The organism is Moorena sp. SIO4A5, assembly GCF_010672005.1.
Lineage (GTDB): Bacteria > Cyanobacteriota > Cyanobacteriia > Cyanobacteriales > Coleofasciculaceae > Moorena.
Genome location: NZ_JAAHHZ010000028.1, coordinates 1 through 24,603, shown reverse-complemented (window position 1 = coordinate 24,603; position 24,603 = coordinate 1). Strand labels below are relative to the sequence as shown.

At 44.4% G+C, this 24,603-nt stretch carries 18 protein-coding genes and 1 pseudogene; 12 read left to right on the top strand and 7 right to left on the bottom strand.

The genetic code is table 11. From position 1 onward, the window contains the following. Positions 1-55: 55 nt before the first annotated feature. The gene (locus F6K57_RS10405) at positions 56-532 is read left to right on the top strand and encodes a hypothetical protein (protein WP_293067198.1); all 477 of its coding nucleotides are present in this window, start codon (positions 56-58) and stop codon (positions 530-532) included. A 14-nt stretch (positions 533-546) separates the two neighbouring features. Here F6K57_RS10405 and ppk2 read toward each other — a convergent pair whose 3' ends face one another. The 4 genes from ppk2 to F6K57_RS10385 form a co-directional block, all read right to left on the bottom strand. Next, positions 547-1,530, bottom strand: a complete 984-nt coding sequence (gene ppk2 / locus F6K57_RS10400; protein ID WP_293067195.1) for a polyphosphate kinase 2 — start codon at positions 1,528-1,530, stop codon at positions 547-549. Between the two features lie 152 nt (positions 1,531-1,682). Then, the gene (locus tag F6K57_RS10395; RefSeq protein ID WP_293067192.1) at positions 1,683-2,066 is read right to left on the bottom strand and encodes a hypothetical protein; all 384 of its coding nucleotides are present in this window, start codon (positions 2,064-2,066) and stop codon (positions 1,683-1,685) included. A gap of 231 nt (positions 2,067-2,297) precedes the next feature. After that, a complete protein-coding gene (locus F6K57_RS10390; RefSeq protein WP_293067189.1) occupies positions 2,298-3,506 on the bottom strand; it encodes a glutathione S-transferase family protein in 1,209 nt (402 codons plus the stop codon). An 85-nt stretch (positions 3,507-3,591) separates the two neighbouring features. Further along, positions 3,592-5,394, bottom strand: a complete 1,803-nt coding sequence (locus F6K57_RS10385; protein WP_293067186.1) for a phospholipid carrier-dependent glycosyltransferase — start codon at positions 5,392-5,394, stop codon at positions 3,592-3,594. A 38-nt stretch (positions 5,395-5,432) separates the two neighbouring features. On the opposite strand from F6K57_RS10385, the gene F6K57_RS10380 reads away from it, so the two are divergent. The 5 genes and pseudogenes from F6K57_RS10380 (at position 5,433) to F6K57_RS10360 (ending at position 12,487) form a co-directional block, all read left to right on the top strand. After that, the gene (locus F6K57_RS10380) at positions 5,433-5,717 is read left to right on the top strand and encodes a hypothetical protein (protein ID WP_293017245.1); all 285 of its coding nucleotides are present in this window, start codon (positions 5,433-5,435) and stop codon (positions 5,715-5,717) included. Positions 5,718-6,354: 637 nt separating this feature from the next. Continuing rightward, on the top strand, positions 6,355-7,878 hold the full coding sequence (locus tag F6K57_RS10375; RefSeq protein ID WP_293030546.1) for a reverse transcriptase domain-containing protein: 1,524 nt from the start codon (positions 6,355-6,357) through the stop codon (positions 7,876-7,878). 79 nt (positions 7,879-7,957) lie between these two features. Beyond that, a pseudogene (locus F6K57_RS10370) lies at positions 7,958-9,262 on the top strand (transposase); the annotation flags it as partial. Between the two features lie 200 nt (positions 9,263-9,462). Next, positions 9,463-10,596 (top strand): 7,8-didemethyl-8-hydroxy-5-deazariboflavin synthase subunit CofH, encoded by a 1,134-nt coding sequence (cofH, locus tag F6K57_RS10365; RefSeq protein WP_293067180.1) that lies wholly within the window; start codon positions 9,463-9,465, stop codon positions 10,594-10,596. A gap of 175 nt (positions 10,597-10,771) precedes the next feature. Beyond that, positions 10,772-12,487: a DUF3352 domain-containing protein gene (locus tag F6K57_RS10360; protein ID WP_293067177.1), complete on the top strand. Its 1,716-nt coding sequence runs from the start codon at positions 10,772-10,774 to the stop codon at positions 12,485-12,487. Between the two features lie 357 nt (positions 12,488-12,844). On the opposite strand, the gene metK is transcribed toward F6K57_RS10360, so the two are convergent. Both metK and F6K57_RS10350 read right to left on the bottom strand, forming a co-directional pair. Beyond that, a complete protein-coding gene (metK, locus tag F6K57_RS10355) occupies positions 12,845-14,107 on the bottom strand; it encodes a methionine adenosyltransferase (protein ID WP_293067175.1) in 1,263 nt (420 codons plus the stop codon). Between the two features lie 532 nt (positions 14,108-14,639). After that, positions 14,640-15,794: an alanine--glyoxylate aminotransferase family protein gene (locus F6K57_RS10350; RefSeq protein WP_293067172.1), complete on the bottom strand. Its 1,155-nt coding sequence runs from the start codon at positions 15,792-15,794 to the stop codon at positions 14,640-14,642. A gap of 564 nt (positions 15,795-16,358) precedes the next feature. Between F6K57_RS10350 and F6K57_RS10345 the strand changes: the two genes are divergently transcribed. The 6 genes from F6K57_RS10345 to F6K57_RS10320 all read left to right on the top strand — a co-directional run bounded on the left by F6K57_RS10345 (position 16,359) and on the right by F6K57_RS10320 (position 23,754). Further along, a complete protein-coding gene (locus tag F6K57_RS10345) occupies positions 16,359-16,523 on the top strand; it encodes a hypothetical protein (protein ID WP_293067169.1) in 165 nt (54 codons plus the stop codon). Positions 16,524-16,539: 16 nt separating this feature from the next. Continuing rightward, entirely contained in the window at positions 16,540-17,853 is a 1,314-nt protein-coding gene (locus F6K57_RS10340; protein WP_293067166.1) for a homoserine dehydrogenase, read from the top strand. A 178-nt stretch (positions 17,854-18,031) separates the two neighbouring features. Next, positions 18,032-19,123, top strand: a complete 1,092-nt coding sequence (locus F6K57_RS10335; RefSeq protein WP_293067163.1) for a M23 family metallopeptidase — start codon at positions 18,032-18,034, stop codon at positions 19,121-19,123. 658 nt (positions 19,124-19,781) lie between these two features. Further along, complete coding sequence (locus F6K57_RS10330; RefSeq protein ID WP_293067160.1) at positions 19,782-21,851, top strand: adenylate/guanylate cyclase domain-containing protein; 2,070 nt, start codon at positions 19,782-19,784, stop codon at positions 21,849-21,851. A gap of 223 nt (positions 21,852-22,074) precedes the next feature. Further along, positions 22,075-23,568: a cyclic nucleotide-binding domain-containing protein gene (locus F6K57_RS10325; RefSeq protein ID WP_293067157.1), complete on the top strand. Its 1,494-nt coding sequence runs from the start codon at positions 22,075-22,077 to the stop codon at positions 23,566-23,568. A 21-nt stretch (positions 23,569-23,589) separates the two neighbouring features. Then, positions 23,590-23,754 (top strand): hypothetical protein, encoded by a 165-nt coding sequence (locus tag F6K57_RS10320; RefSeq protein ID WP_293017255.1) that lies wholly within the window; start codon positions 23,590-23,592, stop codon positions 23,752-23,754. A gap of 271 nt (positions 23,755-24,025) precedes the next feature. Here F6K57_RS10320 and F6K57_RS10315 read toward each other — a convergent pair. Further along, positions 24,026-24,603 (bottom strand): polyprenyl synthetase family protein (locus F6K57_RS10315; protein ID WP_293067154.1); only part of this gene is annotated, 578 nt, incomplete at its 5' end.

Sequence of the window (24,603 nt, the reverse complement as noted above, 5' to 3'; positions counted from 1 at the left end):
CGGACATGATATTACCTGTTCCCTGTTCTAGAGTAGTTTAATCAAAAATAATCCCATGACCAGAATCAATATGATGTCAAAACAACCACAATATTACGATATAATTGTTAGGGATTTAGTAGCTGATAATGATGACATTGTAGGTGCAGTTATCCTCTATAAACAGTTACCTATTACTGAATATATAGGTGAATTAAATAAAACTGAAACTCTAAAAATAGCAGATCAAATAATCGAGTTTCACAAATCTATTAACCGCTTACCTAGTCTGGTAAACAACGAAAAAATATTGATGGAATCTAGAGATACTTTGCTGATTGTTGTTTTTTATCCTAATCAGTGTTTGTTGCTAGTTAAAGCTAAGCAAACTGATATCCTTGGCAGGATTATACATGCTATTGAAGAAACATCACAAAAGATTCAGTATTTACTTGACCCTAGAGCAGCTTATCGGAATGGTTATCAGTTCTTTGATCAGCCAAAGGATAATGAAATAATATACAGGAATAAACCCCTAAGTCCTGAATTTTAGGACGTTCCCAAATTTCAATACAACTGGGGCACAAAGAATTGCTCATACAGAGGTGGGCGCACATAATTATTGGGAGCCTTCTTGCGTGGGGGTAATTCTAGAGGTTCCGGTGTCATATCAACATAGGGAATCTTGCTGAGAATATGACTGATGCAATTAAGCCGAGCACGCTTTTTGTCATCAGCTTCCACCGTGAACCAGGGGGCTTCTGGAATATTGGTGTGAGCCAACATGTTGTCTTTTGCTTGAGAATATTCCACCCAGCGATCGCGAGATTCTAGATCCATCGGGCTGAGCTTCCAGCGACGAGCGGGATCGGTGGTGCGAGATTGGAAGCGTCGCTCTTGCTCCTCATCGCTTACTGAAAACCAATACTTCAGCAAAATTATGCCAGATCTGACCAACATCCGCTCAAATTCTGGGCAGGTTTGCATGAATTCCTGATACTGTGCATCGGTACAAAAACCCATCACATGCTCCACCCCAGCTCGATTGTACCAACTGCGGTCAAAACAGACAATTTCACCGGCTGCGGGCAGATGAGCTACATAGCGCTGGAAATACCATTGGGTCTTTTCCCGATCACTCGGTGTACCCAATGCCACAATTCGGCAGCCACGTGGATTTAGGGGTTCGGTAATCCGTTTAATAGTCCCTCCCTTACCCGCTGCATCACGTCCTTCAAACACAATCACAATCCGGGTCCCAGTATGCTTAGTCCAGTATTGCATTTTCACCAGTTCCAATTGCAGACGGGCAAGCTCCTTTTCATAAATTTTCCTGGGAAGTTTAGAGCTGCCTTCTGCCTCAGAAATGTGGTAGAACACTCTTCGTTCTGAATTGGGGAGATTGGCCTTCTTTTGTTTCTTGAGTTTTTTCTTATTTAATTTTTCCTTATTTAATTTTTTATTATCTTTCTTTTTACTATCTGCTGCTAGTAGATGCTTCTTTTTGCTCGCCCGTTGGGACTTATCCCCATTCATAGATTTAGTTTTCATTGCTATACAACCCTGTATTTGTATTGAGCTTGATGTAGGGTGGGCAGTGGATCAGGCAGATTCACCAAGCTAGCCATCGGTTTGCTAGGCACTGCCCACTTTAGGATTTGCCCTTTGCCTAAAACCAAGCATTAATTGAGCTAAGAGGGAATTCACCGATTTTCTAATCCTCTAACTCGTTGCTCTAAGGCATTCATTCTTTCCTCTAAATCTAATTTATCAGATTCCTGGGTGATGCTATATCCAATCAATTGTTCTAATATCCTTTCTTGTCGTTGTTGGTTCTCTTGAGACCTTAATTGTCTTTCTTGTAGTTCAAGTTGACCAGCTTGTAGTTCAAGTTGACCAGCTTGTAGTTCAGCTTGAACAGCTAGCATCTGTTCTAATATTGTCTCTTGTCGTTGTTGGTTCTCTTGAAACCTTAATTGTGTTTCTTGAAACCTTAATTGTGTTTCTTGTAGTTCACGTTGAACAGCTAGCATCTGTTCTAATGTTGCTTCAATTCGATCTAATCTGTTCGAGCCGTTGTTAGTCATTGTTAATTTATTAATTTAGTTGGGTTCTATTTAGAGCTATTGGCCAATGCCTCTAATTTATTATGACTCCAAGCTTTTAACTCCTGACTCCAACAGATGTAGGGTGGGCAGTGGATCAGACAAATTCACCAAGCTGGTCATAGGGTTGGTAGGCACTGCCCACCCTACGATTAATGTGCTGGATAAAGTTAATGCGTTCGCTAGCCAACGCCCTTCGGGCTAATCGCAACTCTAGATCGCCTTGGCAAAGTTAGCTGGATCTTGGTCACGTCGGTGACGGATGGGAATAGCAGAACCTTGACCATTTCCTACTAAAGAGGCAGTTTTTTCCAGAGACTCTCTGAGCCTCTTAGCAGCATAGATAGACATATCCCGAGGAACACTAATTCTGTCGCGCAAATATCTAAGAGCAGGATCTGAACCCAACGGTGGCATACAGGTTTCCCCGGTAATCATCTGTGTCAAGGCACAACGCAGGGCTGGATCAAACAGTGTCTCGTCGGCGGGGTTAACTCGAATGATATTAGTGCGGTGTTTAAGCACTCGTTGGAGAGCTTCAGTACGGGAAGTCTCCGGTTCTGGGTAAGTTACATCCGGTAGCCCTTCCCAAGGACCATTGTCCACCCGTGCCTGATTGATTAACGTCTGGGGTTTATCATTTTGCCAGCAGCCCCCCATCTGGGGAGGCAAATCATGGACATGGGTGTGGAAGTCGCTCTGTGTGCCACGATAGGTAGGTCGGGTTTCCATGGCTTCAAACCAAGCTGCCAATCGGGGATTTTCTTCCCTCATAGAATAGCCTTTGTAGTAATAAAGACTGGCATTCATGCGTTCGACATAAGGCATGAAAATCACATCAACAGTACCAAACTGATCCAGAAAGTAAGGACCCGGAGTGCGACTGAGGGCATTTTCCACCATCCCCACCACTTTAATAAATTGGTCTTGGTGATGTTGCTCTTCTTTAGATGAACGTGTAGGATAGCACAGCCAAGTACACCAAGCTCTAAACAGAAGTCTCTCCAACTGCCTTAGCTTTATGACAGCCGGGTCTTTCATGCTTTGCTCTAAGGGTTTAAAAACCCGCTCTAATCCGATTAAAATGTCATCACTTTCGGTGATAAAGTTACCATCTAGCTCTAGGGCTGGTAGCATTCCGGATGGCACTTTCTGCTTGTACCAACGTTCTTTCTTACCATAACAAAACATGGTAATTTTTTGGATACGATAAGGAATTTGTTTTTCTTCCAACCATAGCCAAATTTTCTGGCAGTAAGGGCACCAAGCGTGGTTATCCCGGTATAGGGTAACCCGAATATCAGATTCACTAAAACCAAATAGGCGCAAACAAGATTGAGCGTTAGTAGCTCCATTAACGGTATCTATTTTAAAATCCGTCAGAGCTTCTAGTTCTTGCCAGCTTAGGGGGGCGATACTCATGGGGGTGGGTTTAATTAAAGTTTGTTACAAAAGATACTATCGCATATTTTGTGTAAGCTATCAGCTATCAGTTATCAGTTATCAGCTATTGAATAAAATAAGCTGACGGCTGATCGCTGACAGCTGATAGCTGAGGATCAAGACAGTGATAAACCTGAGCTTGGTAACCATCCACGGATATTAAATTATTAACAGAATTCTCAGCAGAACAATTAGGTAACTCTTCAACTGTTGCGTTAAAATTCACCAACCATAAATCTAGGGTACTTGACAAATCAGCGACAGTTTGTTTAAGAGTGAGAGCAGCCGGACAATTGCTCTGCTGGCACTGAATTTGGTCTTGATGTGCCAATATAAATTGGGGATTAACTGAGGATAGTTTTTGATCAGCCTTCTGTTGGAATTCCCAAGCCAGCCCCATCATTTCACCAGTCTGTACCAAGGTGTTGTGAGTAGTAGCAATTAGTATCGGTACTGATGACTGTTGTTCAATTATGGGTACCAATAAATCTGGACGATAGTATTTTTGATAGCCTAGATTGCTGACTACGGTAATACTACTCAAAAACCCCATTATCAAAACTAGCGCTATGGTTTTTGGTCTACTAGGGCTACTATTGTCAGTGGAATTTGTGGTTGAGGCGCGAGGGTTACTCACGGCTAGGGCGGCTGCTACTAAGACAATCACAGCAGGGAAGTAAACGAAACTATACCGAGCACCACGGGTGAGGTCAGTACCAAGGCAGTAAGTAATACCAAAAAATAATGCGATCGCACTAATCAAGAAACTCCCTAAAACCCCTGTGACCAAACCAGTCTGAGGGTGATTTAGTTGTATTTTTAGATAGCGATAGAGAATCGGGAGCAACCAGATTAGAAACACTAACATCACCAAACCCGAAGCAATGACCACGATCAGGGAAGATGACTCTACCGGCAATAGCGATAACATGGTGATCCAAGCAGCGAAAGCTTGAAAAATTGGCTTGCTCCAAGCCCAACTCCCTTCAGTGCTACTGATAATCCATTCAGTCATCTGAGCATCGTAACTCGATAGCCACACCGGTAACCAAACTAATCCTCCCATAGCACTACCTACAGCAACTGCACCAATGCGCCGGATTGGATAGGGTCGAGAAGGAGAAAGTTTGGCTAATCCCCAAAGTCCTAACAAAACCATGGCCTCAGCACACAGGGTCAGGAGAAAAAAATAGTGGGTTGCTATACCTAAACAATTAACCACTACCCAAGACAGGGATATCCAAATCGGTAGAACAGTCTGGCGTTGAAGATGTTGTACAGCAATAACTAAGCAGCACAGGGATGCCATTACCCACAAAATAGCTAAGGTGTAATGACGGGCTTCCTGGGCTAGAAAGACACCGTAGGGAGACACAGCCATAATTGCTGCTGCTAGTTGAGCCACTAACCGGGAACGAAACCCTACCCAGCTCAGTCCATAGATTACTGGAATTGATACTATACCGAACAGGGCGGGAAGCGATCGCATCCCCCAAATTACTAAGTCGCTATGCTGTAACGATGTTCCATCGAACGCCTGTACACCGAAGGAAAATAGCCTCATCCACCAGTTCGCCAGGACAAAATATAGGGGAGGGTGGTGATCCTCAGTAAATAAATGATGAATAACTGCTGATGCTCCCGATTCTGGATTAAATGCCAGTGGTTGTAACAGGGTAGATAGGGAAATGGCTTGGTCTAGGGGTAAGGTTTGATAACTATTGCCCAAGCTGAACACGATTGTGGCAAATTCATCGGTCCAGGGGGACTTCAGGGTGAGGTTAGTGAAGCGTAAAACACTGCCAATAGTAATCCAAAATAATAGCAACAGGGGCTGAAACCAGAGACTTCTCAGGAAAGTTTTCAAAAATAGTAACCTCAATCAGCAAAGGAGCACACTTGCCAATGGAATTGAACAATGATACGACGCATTCCCCCACCTGGCCTATGGCCACGCTACGCGAACGGCTTGCCAGGTGGGGGTTAAGGAGTAATCAGTTATCTCTAGCCCAGCGCTCTATTAGTTCTCCAACGCTGATATTTGTTTCTTTGGCAGAAGCTCGCAATCTATTCCATGCCGTATCGGTCAGCATTATGGTGTGTTTTTTTTTAGTTCATCATAATAAACCGGGATTCCTCTCATCCTTTTTTGAGTTTTCTTTTGCCTTGTGCTTGACCTATCTAGAATAGCCGTATTTACTAAAAATAGAGTAGCAAAGAAACAGATGAAAACGCCAGCCAAAGTTATCCGCACCGATAAATGGAGTGCGGCTCGTTCCTAGGAAGAGCCTCCTGAAACAGGAGGGGTAAAACTAGGGGGATTCGCGGGGAAAACCCAGAAATCCTAACTATCTGTAGGATGGTGGTGAAAACCCACCCCTTGAGGAGAACAAGTGACTCCCTACCTTGGCCACACCGAACAAGCGGCAACTTGTAGAGTGAAGCTGGCACCAGGGCGGAATTAGAGGCGAAGCAGATTAACCACACTACCGCTAATGGGGAGGCGACAAGGGTAACAGTAGTGAAAGTCCTGAAAAAGTGTCTAAGTCGGAAGCCGCAATCTGTCAAATATGCGAGACTTTATCCTTTAATTCTCACAACGTTTTTCCATTGACAGTTGTAATCTCCGAGAAGAGGATAGGCAAAGTGGACTGCCCTAAATCGCCAAAACAATCCAACAGATGGAACGAGTAAAAACGACAGCAATAATAGGTCTAAGGAATTAGTCGAACCTGAGTAAGTTATGCCAAACTTAATCCCTACTGTCGGGTAGGATGTAGTCGAAAAACTGGCTACGGGTATCAAGATAAACAAATCTGAGAAGAGCATGGGTAGACACATATCAAATAGATATAGTGACCTCTGGAAGAGTGAACGCTGGAAACAGCACGAAAAAAACTTATTCCGCCTACAAAGAAGAGTTTATAAAGCAGTTCGAGTTGGCGACCTAAAGAAAGCTCGGTCACTTCAAAAACTGATAATGAAATCCCGCTCAGCACAACTTTTGGCCGTCCGACAAGTAACACAGCTCAATCAAGGAAAAAGAACCGCCGGAGTAGACGGGAAAGCATCCTTAAACTACAAAGAAAGGTTCCAGGTACTTGAAAAACTAGGCTCCAGTGCGGAAAATTGGACGCATCAAGGCTTAAGGGAAATCCCCATAGCCAAGAAAAACGGGAGTACGAGAATGTTGAAAGTACCAACAATCCAAGATAGAGCATGGCAATGTCTAGCAAAATATACTCTAGAACCTGCTCATGAAGCAACGTTCAGTGCCTACAGCTATGGGTTTAGGACTGGCAGAAGTGCCCAAGACGCACAAAAAATGCTATTCCAAAATCTGAACTCAAGAAAAAACGGCATTAATAAAAGAGTAATCGAACTGGATATAAAGAAGTGTTTTGACCGCATATCCCACAGCTCCATTATGGATAGATTGCTAGCTCCTGCGGGTCTGAAGATAGGGATATTCAGATGTCTAAAAGCAGGCATCAATCCAGAATTCCCGGAGCAAGGAACGCCCCAAGGAGGTGTGGTCAGTCCACTTCTCGCCAACATAGCACTTAACGGAATCGAGGAAATAAATCCAAAAAATAGGTGCATTAGATATGCTGACGATATGGTAATAATCCTCAAGCCAAAAGATAACGCTGAAAAAGTACTAGAGAAAATTAAAACCTTTCTCGCAGAAAGAAGGATGGAAATCAGTGAAGAAAAGACCAAGATAACTAATACGACAGACGGATTTGACTTCCTGGGGTGGAAGTTCCGCGTACAGAAAAACGGAAAATTCCGATGCATTCCCTCAGAGGAAAATCACCGGAACATACGTGAGAAGATTAAAACCGTGGTCAATAACTCGAATTATGGAGCCGAAGTAAAAGCCAAAAAGCTAGCACCAATCGTGCGTGGATGGAGGAATTACCACAAAAGCTGTGACATGAGCAGTTCCCGAGATAGTCTCTGGTTCATGACCAAAACTGCAAATCGAAAGTTCCGAAAGGAAAAGAAAATTAGCAGACATAAGGCCACAGAGCTATGCAAGAAAGCCTTTCCAGAAGTAAGGTATGAACAAAATCAGCACGTAAACGTCAAAGGCACCAAGTCTCCATATGATGGAGACCTGGTTTACTGGAGCAATAGGAACTCCAAACTCTATGATAACGCTACAGCAAAAGCTTTAAAACGGCAAAACCATTCCTGTGGGCATTGCGGGTTGAAATTTATTAATGAGGAAAAGGTACACCTTCACCACATTGATGAAAATCATGACAACTGGAAGGAAAACAACCTGATGGCTGTACACCAAAGTTGCCACCAACAATTACACTGGAGCCAAAAAGATACTTAGGAGCCGTGTGAGGCGAAAGTTTCATGCACGGTTCTGAAGCGGAGGTGCGGGGTTCAATAGCCCCCATCGACCGTAACGACTCAACCCGACCACCGAGCAGCGTGTACTGCTTAGTGAGACGGTCGAGGTCTACCGTCGTGCTTGTCGGTACTTGGTTGGCATCATCTATACTCACTGGGGGGAACTTGGGGATTTAACGGCAGATCAATTGACCCCTGCCGTTGAGAAATTGATGCACAAGACTGCTAAGCGTCCTAATATCAAATATCCCCAATTCAATAAAACCTTCTATAAATTCCCTAGTTACTTACGTCGGGCTGCAATCGCATTTTCCGCTGGTCAGGTTAGTAGTTTTGTTACTCGTTATCGGGATTGGCAATCAGGAAGTAGAAAAAGAAAGGACGCCAAGCCTCCAAGACTGAATGCAAGTACCGGTTGTTATCCATCCCTCTACAAAGGGCAGTGCTATAAACTACATGGTTTCAATACAGTAGAAGTTAAGGTCTTTAATGGCTCTGATTGGATCTGGACTGATGTTCATATCACCGGTTTAAGAGAGCGTCACTTGGTAGCATCTAACAAGATGATGTCTCCTTCTCTAGTAATAAACAATCGGGGGTATTACCTGTCAGTTCCATTTACCTGTAAGCCAGAAAAAATAAAACCAGAGGCAAATGTTACAGCAGTCGATCTAGGAATCAACACAACAGCCACAATAGCAGTCGTAACTCACAGCGGAACTGTAATCCATGCTGAATTCGTTCATCCTGGAAGAGACATAGACCGCCGAGATAAAAGACTAAAGTCCGTATCTACACGGGCATCATTGACCATGGGTAAAGGCGGGAAACTCCATAAAGGTTTCTGCTCTAAAACCTACGATAAATGCCGAAGAATCAATCATCAGATCGGCCATATTGTTTCAAAGCGGATTGTCGAGATTGCCAAAAAGTTCAATTCTTCAGCTATAGTGTTTGAGAATCTTAAAGGCTGGAGGCCAAAGGGTGGCAAAAAGCGATCGAACCTGCGGCAAAAATTCCATGGATGGCTCAAATCTAAAATCCGAGATTTCACCGAAATGAAATGGGCGGAATTAGGCGGAAGAGTTGTAGAAGTTGTGGCAGCTTATACTTCAAAGTTGGCCTATGATGGTTCCGGCGTGGTCAAGAGGAATTCAAAAAAATACTCTTTAGCAACCTTCACCTCAGGTAAACGCTTTAATGCAGATTTAAATGGCGCTTACAATATCGGTGCTAGAGGTGTGTTTAAGCTCGTTTGCAGAAATGACAACGAGGGTCGTTCCAGCAAAAGATCTGGACGACCACCTAGAAGCTGGGTCTGCCTGTGTGACTTGTGGGTTAGCGGTAATCCTAAGTTAGCATAGGACACCACCACCTCGGGCGAAGCCCGACGCTACGCGAACGGCTTGCCAGGTGGTGGAGCTTCATATAGATGACAGACAAAATATATCGAATCAGGGGGTTTTAGCCCCTAAGTTATTTTCACCTTCCGGCTACACCATGGAGATGTTCAACTGCGATCACTGCGATCATTGTAGATTTACTGAGTGTAGGTTTACTGAATATGCCTGTGATTACCACTAGTGTTGATACTATTCTCAACCGTGCCTTAGGGGGTATTGATATATCACCCGATGAAGGGGTTGTGCTTTTGAAGCAAACTGAACCTCAGGCCGTAGCGTCAATTCAAGAAACTGCGGATCGGTTGCGCTATAGACAAGTCGGGGATACCGTTACCTATGTTATCAACCGTAATATCAACTTTACAAATATCTGTACCCAGCACTGTAGTTTCTGTGCTTTTCGGCGGGATGCCTCTGACGAGGGTGCTTATTGGCTCGATTGGCAGCAAATTCATCAAAAAGCAGGGGATGCGGTGCGGCGGAATGCTACAGAAATTTGCATGCAGGGCGGACTCAACCCCAAGGCAAAGATGAATGGGTCAACCTTGCCCTATTACCTAGAGTTGGTAAAAACCATTAAGCAAGACTTTCCTCAGCTGCATCTCCATGCTTTCTCTCCCCAGGAAGTGCAATTTATTGCTGACCAAGATGGACTTAGCTATGCCCAGGTGATTGCTCAACTACAAGAGGCTGGGGTTGGTTCAATGCCAGGAACAGCAGCCGAGATTTTAGATGATGATGTCCGACGTATTCTCTGTCCGGAAAAGACCAATACCGCCACTTGGCTAGAGATTGTGTCAACAGCTCATCAACTGGGAATGCCCACAACCAGTACCATGCTCTCGGGTCATATTGAGACACCCCAACAACAAATGGCACACTTGGAAAAATTGCGATCGCTTCAACAAACAGCCCGTAACCAGGGATACCCTGGCTTAATCACTGAATTTATCTTACTGCCCTTTGTCGGACAGGAAGCTCCCAAACCATTACGTCATCGTGTTGGACGGGATCAACCAGTCTTGAAAGATGCTCTGTTACTCACAGCTGTAGCTCGGATTTTCCTAGGGAACTGGATTAAAAATCACCAACCCAGTTGGGTAAAACTTGGTCTTGCTGGGGCGACAGATGCCCTTAAATGGGGTTGTAATGATATTGGTGGCACATTAATGGAGGAGCATATCACCACCATGGCCGGAGCTATGGGGGGTACCTGTATGGAAGTAGAAACATTACAAGCAGCCATTCAATCCCTTGGGCGTCCCTATCAGCAACGAGATACGATCTACAGCTAAGATCAAGTCCAGTTAATCACTTCTAATCTGGTTGATACCATACCTGTTAATTAATAATTGGTAATTGATAATTATTAATTATTAATTATTAATTTACGAACAACCAATTTTAATCAGATTCAACGGTCACACAGAGATATAAGCCCTTATATTGATGTCCCTAGCAATCAAATCCATGACAAAAAAAAAGAAATCTTCTCTACTGCTAATTTTTGCAGCAGCCGTCTTGGTAGTAGGCGGTGGAGTAACCGCTTACTGGTTGCTAGTGCGGCGGCAGATTTTCCAACCAAATATTCAGGTAAGTACCCAGTTAGTTCCGCAAAATGCCTTCTTTACTGCATCAATTTCTACAGATTCCAAACAATGGCAGCAGTTGCTAAACTATGGCACAACTGAATCTCGACAAGTTTTGGAAAAACAGCTTGCTCAGTTGCAGGAAAATTTACTAACTGCTAACGGCTACAACTATCAGGAAGATATCAAACCTTGGTTGGGTCAAGACGTTACCTTAGCATACTTTAGCCCTAGAGAGTTATCACCAGCAGTCTTATCAAACGATCAATCAGTTTTTCCCAGTTTGATTGTACTACCCATTGACAAAGTAACCCAAGCAATGGAGCTGTTCAAAAAAGCCAAGTCTCAATCAGGGAAACAGTGGGTTGAGAGAACCTACAGAGGTATTCAGGTTTACGAAACGAACAAGAGTAACTCCCAAAAGTACTCAGTAGCAGTGCTGGGGCGTTTTCTAGTGGTGAGTGAAAACCCCAAAATTATTGATCAGGTGATTGACACCTACAAAGGAGCTATCTCGGTAGCTAGTAAAGCTGGTTACCAAGATGCGATCGCTCAGATTAAAACTGATCAGTCCTTTGCTCAGTTGTATATTAATCTACCAGCTTTTTTAGCCGCAGTAGCCACTGATTCCCAGGAGCAGCCTGAAACAACAGCAGCTAAACCCTTAAAGCAAGACATAGTCACAACAGTAACCCTAGCACCAAAGGGGATAAGTTTTGAAGGGATTTCCTCGCTCAAACCCAGAAGCGCTGTTAAGGTCAGTAACCAAAATAGCGGTTCTTTTTTGCCTAGACGGATGCCAGCGAGTACCCTAGCCATTATATCTGGGGGTAACATCAGACAATTTTGGCAATACTATACCGAACAAGGAGCATTAAATTCTCTAATCCCCATTTCCCCAGACAATTTCCAAGCTGGATTGAAAACCACCTTAGGGTTGGATTGGGAAAAGGATTTACTGTCTTGGATGGAAGGGGAGTTTGCCCTAGCCTTAATACCAATGTCTCCCGAACAACTGGCGCTTCAGGATAACCCTTACTCTGCTCCCTTAGGAGCTGGGATAGCATTGATGGTAAAAGTAAGCGATCGCTCTCGTGCTCAAGCAACCCTACAGCAATTGGATGACTTAATCACTAATAGTTATCAGTTACCGGTGGTAGAAACTCAGGTGAACGGTCAACCAATGGTGACCTGGACAGCTACTTTAGGAGGGGTGAATGCTACCCACGGCTGGTTAGAAGGGAATGTAGTCTTCTTCACCCTAGGAGCCCCCATTGCTAGTGAACTGGTCCCTCAACCCCAAAAGACACTACTTCAAGCACCTCTGTTTCAAAACACCGTACCAACCAAACCTAATCCCAACACTGGTCAATTTTTCCTTGATGTTGAGCGTACCCTCAACAGCAGTAATCTCAATCTCGCCCAACTATCAAGCCAGCAAGAAATCTTAGCAAAGGCAATTAATACCATCGGCTTAACGGTTGCTACAATCGACCCCAATCGTACCCGCTTTAAACTTTTTGTTCAGTTGAAAAAACAGTTTCAACCCAGTAAAGCTGCTGAAACTAAGAAGGGAGATAATCAGCAAAAGCCGTAAAGACGCTATTAGGTATTAGGTAAGCATTCAGCGGTCAGCGGTCAGCGGTCAGTGGTCAGTGGTCAGTGGTCAGTGGTCAGCTTTCAGCAGACGTAACAGAGATTAAACGAATGCTTACCGGTTTTATTCAAAAGCAGCTCAAGTACCGTGGCACAGGCTTCGACGCTGTGAGGTAACCCATAAGCTGATACCTGATAACTGATACCTGATAACTGATACCTGATAGCTGATAGCTGATAGCTGATAGCTGATAGCTTAATAGCACTAGGCATTAGGCTTTAACTCATCCCTAAAGCCTAATGCCTAACACTTAACACCTTGAATTAACCCTCAAAAGTAAATTAACCAAGTCGTAGTTTATGCCATCGATATAGCACCAGATTTACCAGCAGCTTCCTTAAGGATTTCTGCTTTATCAGTTTCTTCCCAAGGCAAAATCAAATCGCTACGCCCGAAATGACCATAAGCTGCTGTGTCTTGATAGAAACGACCACCCCGTTCTGCGGGTAATCGGCGCAGATTGAAAGTTTGGATAATTCCAGCAGGACGCAGTTCAAAATGCTTGTTGACCAATTCCAGCAAAATCTCCTCGTCCACCTTACCAGTGCCAAAGGTTTCTACAAGGATACTCACGGGTCTAGCCACCCCAATCGCGTAACTCAGCTGGACTTCGCATTTGTCTGCTAAACCTGCTGCCACAATGTTCTTAGCTGCATAGCGACAGGCATAGGCAGCGGAACGGTCTACCTTAGTGGGGTCTTTGCCAGAGAAAGCACCACCACCATGGCGTGAGTAACCGCCATAGGTGTCTACAATAATTTTGCGACCAGTTAAACCTGCATCACCTTGGGGACCACCAACTACAAATTTCCCTGTGGGGTTCACCAGGAAGCGTGTGTTGTTATCCGGCTTAATCTCGATATCTTGGAAACAGGGTTCCACCACTGCTGACCACAAGTCATCTTTAATTTTTGCCTGGACAGCTGCCTCATCGGTAATATCACCAATAGTGGCATCGTGTTGGGTGGAAACCAGAATCGTATCAATCCCAACCGGCTTGCCATCTTCATAAACCACACTGACTTGGGTTTTGCCATCAGGACGCAGGTAAGATAAATCACCAGTTTTACGTACAGCTGCCAGACGGCGAGAAACCCGATGAGCCAGGCTGATGGGCATGGGCATCAGTTCTGGGGTTTCGTTGCAGGCAAAGCCAAACATCAGACCTTGGTCCCCTGCACCAATGGCATCTAGTTCATCGTCACTCATTTCCTGCCGACTTTCCTGGGCAGTAGTCACCCCTTGGGAAATATCAGGAGATTGTTCATCAAGAGCAACTAAAACAGAGCAACTGTTGGCAGAGAAACCATTGTCGGCATCAGTGTAACCGATTTCAGCAATTTTCTTCCGCGCCAAATCAATCAAATTGACCTGGGCTTGGGAGGTAATTTCACCAGTAATCAATACCAAACCGGTGTTAACGACCACTTCTGCCGCAACACGGCTTTGGTGATCTTGAGCGAGCATAGCATCTAGGATAGTGTCAGAAATCTGATCACAGACTTTGTCAGGATGACCTTCGGTAACCGATTCAGACGTAAATAAATAGCGACGAGACAATTATCAATTCTCCTTTAACTATTTCTGAACCTGTATAGCATAGATCATTTTGAGTTGCTTTAACTCGTTACTATCAAATCTTTAATCTTTAAATATAGCATTTTTCATAAATTGATGCTCAACAGATGCTGAATAAAAATCCTAAATCCTTTTTCAGAATGATTTGACGAGTAAATAGTCAAAAAAACTAGACTTTTTGACTATTGACCTATTTTTAAATTGATGAATGATTAAACTCCATCATCCGAGCAAAATTTTATCCTCTTGCTCTCGTTTTTATGAAATTTTTAACATTTCACCCTTTGTGGTATTTTTCCCCTTGGCAAGGGTAATGATTCAGCTATCAGCAGTCAGCTATCAGCTAATGAACAGATTTCTGAACAAACAAGATGCACCCCATCTGTTACATCCCTTCTTGATGCAAAGCGCGAGTGGGGGGAACCACGGCAGTCGCTCATGGGGGAGACCCCCAAGACCGCGCTGCCTCCCCAAGACCGCGCTGCATCGCTTACCAATCCCTTGCCATTATGTTTTATTTAGAATCCCCTAAAACCTCCTTTAAAGCACTCAAAACTTGCTCCACATTTTCTCGCCGAGAGTTATAACCCATTAAACCAATGCGCCAGACTTTACCTGCTAATTCACCCAAGCCGCCACCAATTTCCATGTTGTAATCATCCAGCAGTTTGCGGGTAACTGCCTTGCCATCGACCCCCTCTGGTATCCGAATCGTAGTCAGGGTAGGCAAACGAAATTCTTGCTCCACGTGACATTCTAGACCCAAATCAGCCAAACCTTCCCAAAGCAATTCAGCATTAGTTTGATGCCTTTCCCAACAACCGGTTAGTCCTTCTTGAGCAACCAATCGCAACGCTTCGCGCAAGGCATAATTCATATTAATTGGAGCTGTGTGGTGGTAGGTGCGCTCGTCACCCCAATATTTGCTCAACATTGATACATCCAAATACCAATTAGCGACTTGGGTACGACGCTGGTTGAGTTTTTCGAGGGCACGAGCTCCCATAGTGAAAGGGGAAATGCCTGGTGGACAGCTAAGCCCTTTTTGGGAGCAACTATAGGCCAGATCAATCCCCCATTCATCAATAAACAGTGGCACCCCACCTAAACTGGTGACTGTGTCAACCAGCAGCAAGCAATTGAAATTTCGGCACAACTCAGCCACACCCTCCAGAGGCTGACGGGCACCGGTTGAAGTTTCAGCATGAACCAAAGCCAAGACAGCAGGACGATGGGTTTCCAAGCCTTCTCGGAGTTCATCAAGGGTAAAGACTTGCCCCCAAGGCTTGATTAGTTTACGGACATCAGCACCATAACGACCAGCCATATCCACGAGTCGGTGTCCAAAGTAACCCTTAACCCCAACTAAAACCACATCACCTGGTTCTACTGCATTGGCTAGAGTAGCTTCCATGGCCGCACTACCTGTCCCACTCATGGGAATGGTCATCGGGTTATCAGTTTGCCAAGCGTAGCGGAGTAAGGTTTGCACTTCGTTCATCAGTGCGATGAAACGGGGATCCAGGTGACCAACTGGGGGCAGTCCCAAGGCTGTTAATATGGAGGGATGGGCATTAGATGGCCCTGGTCCGAGTAACAGCGTCGGAGGCATGTCTATATCGGTCAGGGAGACGCGATTATTATCTTTGATTGATGGAGTTGAGGTCATTTATTATATTAAGTGTTTAGTAAAGTAAGAGTTAACCAAAATAAATAATAACCCGAACGCGGCTATCCCCGTCTTCTAGGAAGTAAGACGGGACAAGAAATCAGCTTGAGCCTCAAGCACAGAGGAGATTAAAGAGGTCAACAAAACCGGGTGTATCTCATATTTCCAAAAAAAAGGGAAGTGTGGAAAGTGTGGGAAGTGTGGGGATTGTGGGGATTGTGGGAATTCTCGCGCGAATTTTTGCTTAATTTCATCCATTGAGATGCACCCAACAAAACCTAATCTGCTGGGATATCGGCAAAGATGCCAATGGCAATGGTGAGGTAAGCAGTTAAGCTGTTATGTATTTTTAATACACAACAGTTTACCAAAGATGTGATCCTCAAACAAAAGGAATTTGAATCTAGTTTGTTGACCTATAAAGGTAGGGCAAATGCATCTAAATTATGAAACCTTTATCCACTAAAAAAATAAATAACACCAGTTTGAATAAAAATAAATAAATAAATACCCTGAAACCATTATACCTGGGTTAGCCGGTTGTCAGGTTACCCGGTTGGCAGGTTGCAGGAAACAACCTTTAACCTTCAACGGATTAACCTTGGCCAAAAGGCCACGCTACGCGAACAACCGCAAAGTAGGCTAGAAAATAAAAAGATTCGCGATCTGCACGCTTTAAGCGATGGACTGCGTCCCGCTTTCAGCGAACGCATGTTTGGCAAGCAATAGATTCAGGATAAATACTGTGGTTTTTAAGATTGCTTTATTAGGATTAGGGACGGTTGGTACAGGAACAGCAAAGATTTTACTCGACACAGCTGGACGTAACCCACTACTGCAAGGGATAGAAATTGCCAAGGTGGGAGTGCGATCGCTTGATAAGCCCAGAGAAGTGCAACTACCACTGGAGTTGATGACAACCGACCTAGAAGAAATTGTCACCAACCCAGAGATAGATATTGTAGTAGAGCTACTGGGAGGATTAGAACCAGCGCGATCGCTTATGCTCAAGGCGATTGCCGAAGGTAAACATATTGTCACTGCCAATAAAGCCGTTATTTCCCGCTATGGGGATGAAATTTTTGCGGCGGCGGAAGAGGCTGGAGTCTACGTCATGTTAGAAGCAGCCGTTGGGGGGGGTATCCCAGTAATTCAACCCCTCAAACAGGCATTGGGAGTGAACCGTATTCACAGTATTACTGGCATTGTTAATGGTACTACCAATTACATCCTGACCCGGATGCAACGGGAAGGGGGAGAATTTGGCGATATTCTGGCTGATGCCCAACGGTTGGGATATGCTGAGGCTGACCCTACTGCTGATGTGGATGGATTAGATGCCGCTGACAAGATTGCTATTTTAGCTTCTATTGCTTTTGCAGGACGGATTAAGTTATCTGATGTCCACTGTGAAGGGATTCGTCAGATCAGTGCAGCAGATATTGGTTATGCTGAGAAACTGGGGTTTGTAATTAAACTCTTAGCTGTAGCCAAGCGAGACCCCATGGCAACTGGAGATAACCCAAAGTCTGAAACTATTCAGCTGAGGGTACATCCTACCCTTGTTTCCAAAACTCACCCCCTTGCCAGTATCAATGATGTTTACAACGGGATTGTGGTAGAAGGCGAACCGATTGGACAAGTGATTTTCTCTGGTCCTGGTGCAGGTTCTGGTCCGACAGCCAGTGCGGTAGTGTCGGATATCTTAAACATTGCTGCTGTCCTCAAAAGCGATCGGGAAGCCAAGCAACTACATCCTCTACTTAGTTGTGCTCATCAGCACTATTGTACTGTTGCTCCTATTTCAGACCTGGTCACCCGCTTTTATGCGCGGTTCCTTAGTCAAGACCATCCTGGTGTAATTGGGCATTTAGGCACCAGTTTTGGCAAACATCATGTCAGTTTAGAATCTGTGGTGCAAATTGGTTTCCAAGGAAACTTAGCAGAGATTGTGGTCGTCACTCATGATGTGCGTGAAGGGAACTTCCGACAGGCTCTAGATGAAATTCAGACTCTAGAGGCAGTGGATAGTATTCCTAGCATTTTAAGAGTGCTGTGAAGGTTTAATAGTTGAAGGTTTAATAGTTGAAGGTTTAATCTTTTAGAGGGTTGAGGAAAGTCCTTCCGGGAAAGTTCAAACCATAGCCATTCCCGAAAGCTAGGTTGTTTGGTTGAAGTCTAAAAGTTGAAACCGTTTACCTCTGCCCTAGTCTTGATCTATGACTCAATCATTAACAATGAATCTAGTGCGCTGGCTCCCAATTGTTTCCACAATTTTTTGGCTAGTGACCCCAACTGTTGCTACTTCAAACTTGGGAACAACTGATTCCTATCCTGGTTCTTTATCTGTAGATGATGGTTGGCGATGGACTTCGTCCCGCTTTCAGCGAACGCAAAGCCAGTTAAATTTCACAAATTCCACACTTCAACCAGGCAACCTGCAACCTTGGCCAAAAGGCCACGCTACGCGAACAACCCTGACAGTACAAACAGTACAACAGTCACAAAACACAGTAACTCAAAACACAACAATACAGGATATCTGTCCACCGCCAGTGCTCTCCCGCTTAACTCGCCACCAAGTGGTTGCAGGTGAAACCGTCGAGAGTATTGCCAACCAATACAACCTTGAGGAGGCTACACTACTTCGATTCAATCCAGCCTTAAACCGGCAGTCAATGCCAGTGGGTCAAGAGATTCTGATTCCGCCATTCAATGGCATCTTGGTGAATGTGCCATTGAATGCCACTTGGCAAGACTTAGCCGACGCCTACGGTGTCCGTGCTGCCGTTTTATTTGAGTTAAATGGTTGTCAAAAACCCTCTAAGCAAGCCTTTATCCCAGGGTTGAATTCCCTTAACAGAAGTATTCCCACAACAACAGGGGAAACTCAGACTGTAGATAACTACACTGGATTGACTAATTATCCCTTACCAACTGTGGCACGGATAGGACTGGATTACGGCTGGCGGCAAGATGCTGGTGAGGATGAAAAGAAGTTTCACGCTGGTGTAGATTTACTGGCACAGGAAGGTACTCAGGTTTTTGCCAGTGATAGCGGTATCGTTGCCTATGCTGGATCACAAGATACTTATGGCAATTTGGTGGTGATTAATCATGAGGGAGGACGCCAAACCCGCTATGCTCACTTAAACCGTACTACTGTCAGTCCAGGTCAGCAGATTAATGTTGGACAGTTATTAGGGACAGTGGGAACTACGGGAAATCCTGACATTGACCAACCCCATCTACATTTTGAGGTTCGTTTGAATTCCCCTGGGGGTTGGGCAGCACAAGATCCAAAATTGCATTTGAAAATGACTCCATAGTAAGCATTGAGCTGACCAAATTGATCGTGGATATCCAATAGTCAGCTATTGCTGATCCTGATATAAACCCACTTTCCGCACTTCATTTTGTAGCACAAAAGAACTATCGAGTGCGATCGGCGAAGCCGCGCCAAAGGCGATCGCAAATTCTCTAATATAATCCGAGTAAAAATACTTAGTTGACCGAGAGTTCGCTGGTGCTTGCCGCGAACTTTTTTCAACTGAAGTTATTACGTATAAATAAACTAAAGCATTATATCCCTGTAGGGTGCGTTAATAACGCTACACCATAAGCGCGTTTAGAGGCCAGTTTTGCGTAAGTCCTATTCAATTTATGGTCAATTATCGCCAGTTTACGGGGTTTAACCCCCCATAGATAATATCCATTCATAGCTTAATATCAACCCAAGATTCCAACTGCGTACATTCTAAGGGTTTTGTTATCGAAGTCTTTACCTACTCCTGAGCAGGAAGAAAGTAGATCAAATTCCATAGCCTCTCAGGTGTGGAGTGAGGCAATTGACGATAACACAAGGTAACACGTATCACCATTCACAATTCGGGTTTAGGAAGGCTGTTCATGGGATTTCTCAACAATTTCAGTATCAGGTCAAAACTTATATTTATGTTGCTGGCTCTGAGCACTTGCTCGCTGTTCGTGACTGCTTATATCGGTTATCGGAGTGGTCAGTCTCATCTGAGCAAAACAGTATCAAACCAGTTAACCAGTCTACGAGCTTCCAAAGCAGATCAAATAGAATCATACTTTGAAGATATTCGTTATCAAACCCAGACCCTAAGTGAAAACTTAATGGTGGTCGAGGCGATGCAGGAATTTAAGACAGCCTACAACCAACTGCAGCAATCTAGGACACCAAATGATACACCAACTAATTTAGAGGACACCCTCAAGAAATACTACCGTAAGGAATTTTTGACCAAACTAGCGGAAACTAGTGACGGCAAACCTGTATTAGAATCTTACTTACCAGAAACCTCTGCGGCTCGTTACCTCCAGTACTATTACATCGCTACTAACCCCAACCCAGCTGGGGAGAAACATCTCCTCGATGATCCAGAAGACAAAAGTGAGTACAGTAGTATTCACGCCCGCTACCACCCGATTTTACGCAATATTGTTGAAAAGTTTGGTTACCGGGATATGTTGCTGATTGATCCTAAAACCGGTGAGATTGTCTACTCAGTTTTTAAAGAAACTGACTTTGGCACCAGTCTCACTACTGGACCATACAGTGATAGTAACTTGGCTTTCGCCTTAGGCGACCTCCGAAAAGCCAAGGGAAAGGATTATGTGCAGATCTTTGATTTTGATTCCTACCGTCCTTCTTTTGGAGCCCCAGTAGCATTTATTGCTGCTCCCATCTATGACGGCTCCCAATTTATAGGTGTTTTGGCATTCCAGCTTCCGGTTAATCAGATTAACAATGTCATGACAGGTTACCGTAAATGGAAGAGTAATGGTCTGGGGGATACAGGAGAGATCTATCTAGTCGGAGAAGATTATCTGATGCGATCAGTTTCCCGTTTCCTAATTCAAGACCCGACAAAATATAGTAAAGACTTGCGAGAACATGGTGTAAAGGAACAGATCCTGAAGCGAATCGAGCAGTTCGGTACATCAATTCTTCAACAGCCAGTCAAGACAGAAGCTGTAAAAGCAGCCTTAGCTGGGCAAGAAGGCACCCAGATTATGGATGATTATCGGGGTATTGAAGTTTTGAGTTCCTACGCTCCCTTAAACATCGACGGATTGGAGTGGGTGATCGTCTCCCAGATGGCTCTTACCGAAGCCTATGCCCCAGTTTACGCTTTTCAAAAGAGAGTTTTGGTTTCAGCTGCTTTGCTCATACTGCTGATCACCCTAGTTGCTATGGGGCTCGCCCATGTGTTTGTCCAACCAGTAAGAACTTTAATTGCTAGCGCCCGAAAAGTCAGGGATGGACAAGTTGATGCGGTTGTGAATCTAGACTCGGAAGACGAATTTGGGGAGTTAGCTGAGTCATTTAATCAAATGGTTGGCAGCTTACGCACTCAAACTAAACTGGTCGAGGAGAAAAATCGCGAAAATGAAAAGTTACTGACAAGTGTATTTCCAGACTCCGTAGCCAAACGTCTGAAACGGGGAGAGACAAACATTGCTGATAGTGTTTCCAATGTTACGGTTTTGTTCTGCGACATTGCTGGATTCTGCAAGCTCTCTAGGTCTATGGATACCCATGAAATCATTGCCATTCTTAATGATATAGTAAGTCTGTTCGATCAAGCCACCGCCAAATACGGAATAGAGAAGATTAAAACCATTGGGGACAATTACATGGCAGTCTGTGGATTATCAATCTTACATCTAGACCATCAAAAACGGGCAGTAGATTTTGGCTTAGAAATACTAGCATTGACCCACCGATTCAGTCATGAGCGAGGATTTGATATAGACCTTGAAATCGGTATCCATTCCGGAGATATTGTTGCTGGCATTGTAGGTCGAGAAAAAGTTGTATACGACGTTTGGGGCGATACAGTAAATGTTGCCAATAAGCTAATGTTTGACTGCCCACGGGGAGCTATATTAGTGTCTCAAAATGTCTACAACAGTCTCCATGATATTTACGACTTTGAGCAGGCTGAGGACATCACAACTAATGGTAAAAATCAGCCGAAAGCTTGGTTGTTAAGAACTGCACAGGAATTAGTAGCTTCAACAGTGTAGACATCGGCTTTGCCCAGTTTTTTCCAATTATTAAAGACCCAAGGGTAATGGGGAATTGGTAACTGACCAAACTATACGTGATTGCATTCTTTTAAGATTAGCATAATACACGAAATTAAAAACCACCGCGCGAGCATTATCCCGTGGGGGATGAAAACTTTTTTAGAGGGTTAACCCTCTTGTTCAAGGGATCGTAAAAGAACGGGACAAGGAGATTGTTTTGATGAGCAAAGTAATATGGGAAAACGATTGGTTTATCTGGGCAATAGCCTTAGGGATAGGGTTTCCGTTCCTGGTAATTATTCTCACAGAAATTACTCATCGTTTACAAAGACGCGGTCAGCCTCTAGCAGCTACACTCTTTCTAGTTCGTAACCGTGTCCTACCGGTCTTAGTATTCCTGCTATTTATCCAGAATGTGCTTGAGTTAGACCTGGATAACAATCTTGTCAAGCTTGTCGAGACCCTGGTGTGGTTCTTTGTTATAGACGCCTCTCTGTCTCTAATCAATTCGGTTTTGTTTGAAGCCGCTGGGGAAAATACATGGCGAGGACGGATCCCAAAACTACTCCTAGATTTGTCAAGATTTTTTTTGGTAGCCCTTGGTGGTGCCATTGTGCTATCGAGAGTGTGGGGAGCCGACCTCGCTGGTCTAGCTACTGCCTTGGGTGTGGGTTCTATTGTTATCGGCTTGGCACTTCAGGACTCTCTGGGCAGCATCTTTTCTGGCATTACCCTACTGTTCGCTCGTCCCTTTGAAGTCGGTGATTGGTTGCAGATGGGAGACAAAGTTGGTCAGGTCATTGATATGAATTGGCGAGCTGTTCACCTGTTAACCCGCACAGGGGACATGATTATTATTCCCCATCGGGTACTTGGGGGAGAAATAGTCCTCAATTACAGCAAACCGAAACGGATTCATGTAGAAACCTTTAGGATTGACTTCGACAGTGATGATCCACCCAACCTAATTAAGCAAGTACTAAAAGAAACAGCACTGGCCACAGAAGGGATATTGAGTGATCCTTCCCCAGAGATCCGCACCATGGAATATAACGACTATCGCGGTAACTATGAGGTTAGGTTTTGTATCGAAGACTATCAGGATGCCCCCAAAATCCGTGAACAGTTGATGACCCGTATCTGGTATGCAGCCCAACGCAACAATCTTGGACCTACCATTCCGATCTATAGACTCCGTAAACTCGATAGTGAACCTAATCAGGCAGATAGCACTTTGACGAAGTTTACCGAGAGCCTGAAGTCAATACCTGTCTTTGTTCCTGTAGCTAAACAGCAAAAGAACTTGGAGAATTTCTCGAAAGGAGCAGTCCTACAACATTTCGGTGTGGGAGAAACAGTGATTCGTCAAGGGGATCCTGGTCATGCTTTGTACATTATTATTGCTGGGAAAGCTGTAATCACCGTCAAAGATAGTTATGGTGAACAACAGGAGATGATGACTCTGTCAAGTGGTGAGTTTTTTGGGGAAATGGCACTGTTTAGCGGCAAACCAAGCTCCGTATCCGTTACCGTTGTGGAAGATTTACAAACTATTGCGCTTTATTCAGATCTGGTTAATCAGATGATAGAAAGCACACCAAGTCTCGCCCGTGAAATCGGTCAAATTATCGAAGCACGACGAAAAGCGATAGATGAGGTGAAACAAGCCAATCTTGCATCCAGTAATGGTGCCGAGTTATCAAGTCAAGGTTAAGTTGACTATCAATCAACCATCATGGGATTGGCCTTGGCCTTTGGGCCACGCTGCGCGAATGGCCACGCGGGGCGCGTTCGCAACTGTAATGCCATGGGATTGGCCTTGGCCTTTGGGCCACGCTGCGCGAATGGCCACGCGGGGCGCGTTCGCAAAAGCTACACAGGGGGACGGTATTGCCTATAAGGTGGAGCCAGTGGTAGTGTAATCGGGGGAACACCAGTGCGATCGTGCGCTATCTTAGTGATTGTTACTGATTGCATAAATCAGGTTTATCTGGACTTCAGCACTAAAAGTGCGTACCTACACAGCATCAGTATTTTCAGCATTAGTATTCAGGAAAAAGATAATTGGTAATTGTCATTACTCCTGAGCCATTACCGATTATCCATTACCGATTACCTATGCCAAGCCATGCTTAGAGTACAATCCCCAAGGTTCTAGTATACCCAAGGTTCTAGTATAAGCGACTCAAGACATAGTCGCTCAGATCAATCAGAGCTTGCTTCGATTCTGAGGGTTTCAACACTGATATATTCTTAACTGCTGCCTTAGCATATTTGGCAGCCATTTCCCGCGATCGCTTAATTCCTTTACTATCCCTGACCAGTGCCAAGGCTTGTTCTTTATCCTCCGGCTGGGCAAACTCTCGCTCTATGAGCACCTCTAGGTAGGGTTTTTCTTCGAGGGCAAATAAAACTGGTGCTGTGAGGTTTCCACTAACTAAATCTGACCCTGCGGGCTTACCTAACACATCTGTGGAAGCTGTAAAGTCTAGAATATCATCTACAATCTGAAACGCCAACCCCAAATTACGTCCATAGTGATATAAATTGTCGGCTACCTGATCTGAAACACCACTTAGGCATCCTGCTGCTTTAGCACTATTAGCCATCAGTGAAGCTGTTTTGTTATAAGTCTTTGCCAAGTAGCCTTCTATAGTTGTCGTGGTGTCAAATCGACTCAGTCCTTGTTGGATTTCTCCCTCTGCCATATCTTTAATCACTTCAGAGAGCAGCTTAACTACCTCTAAGT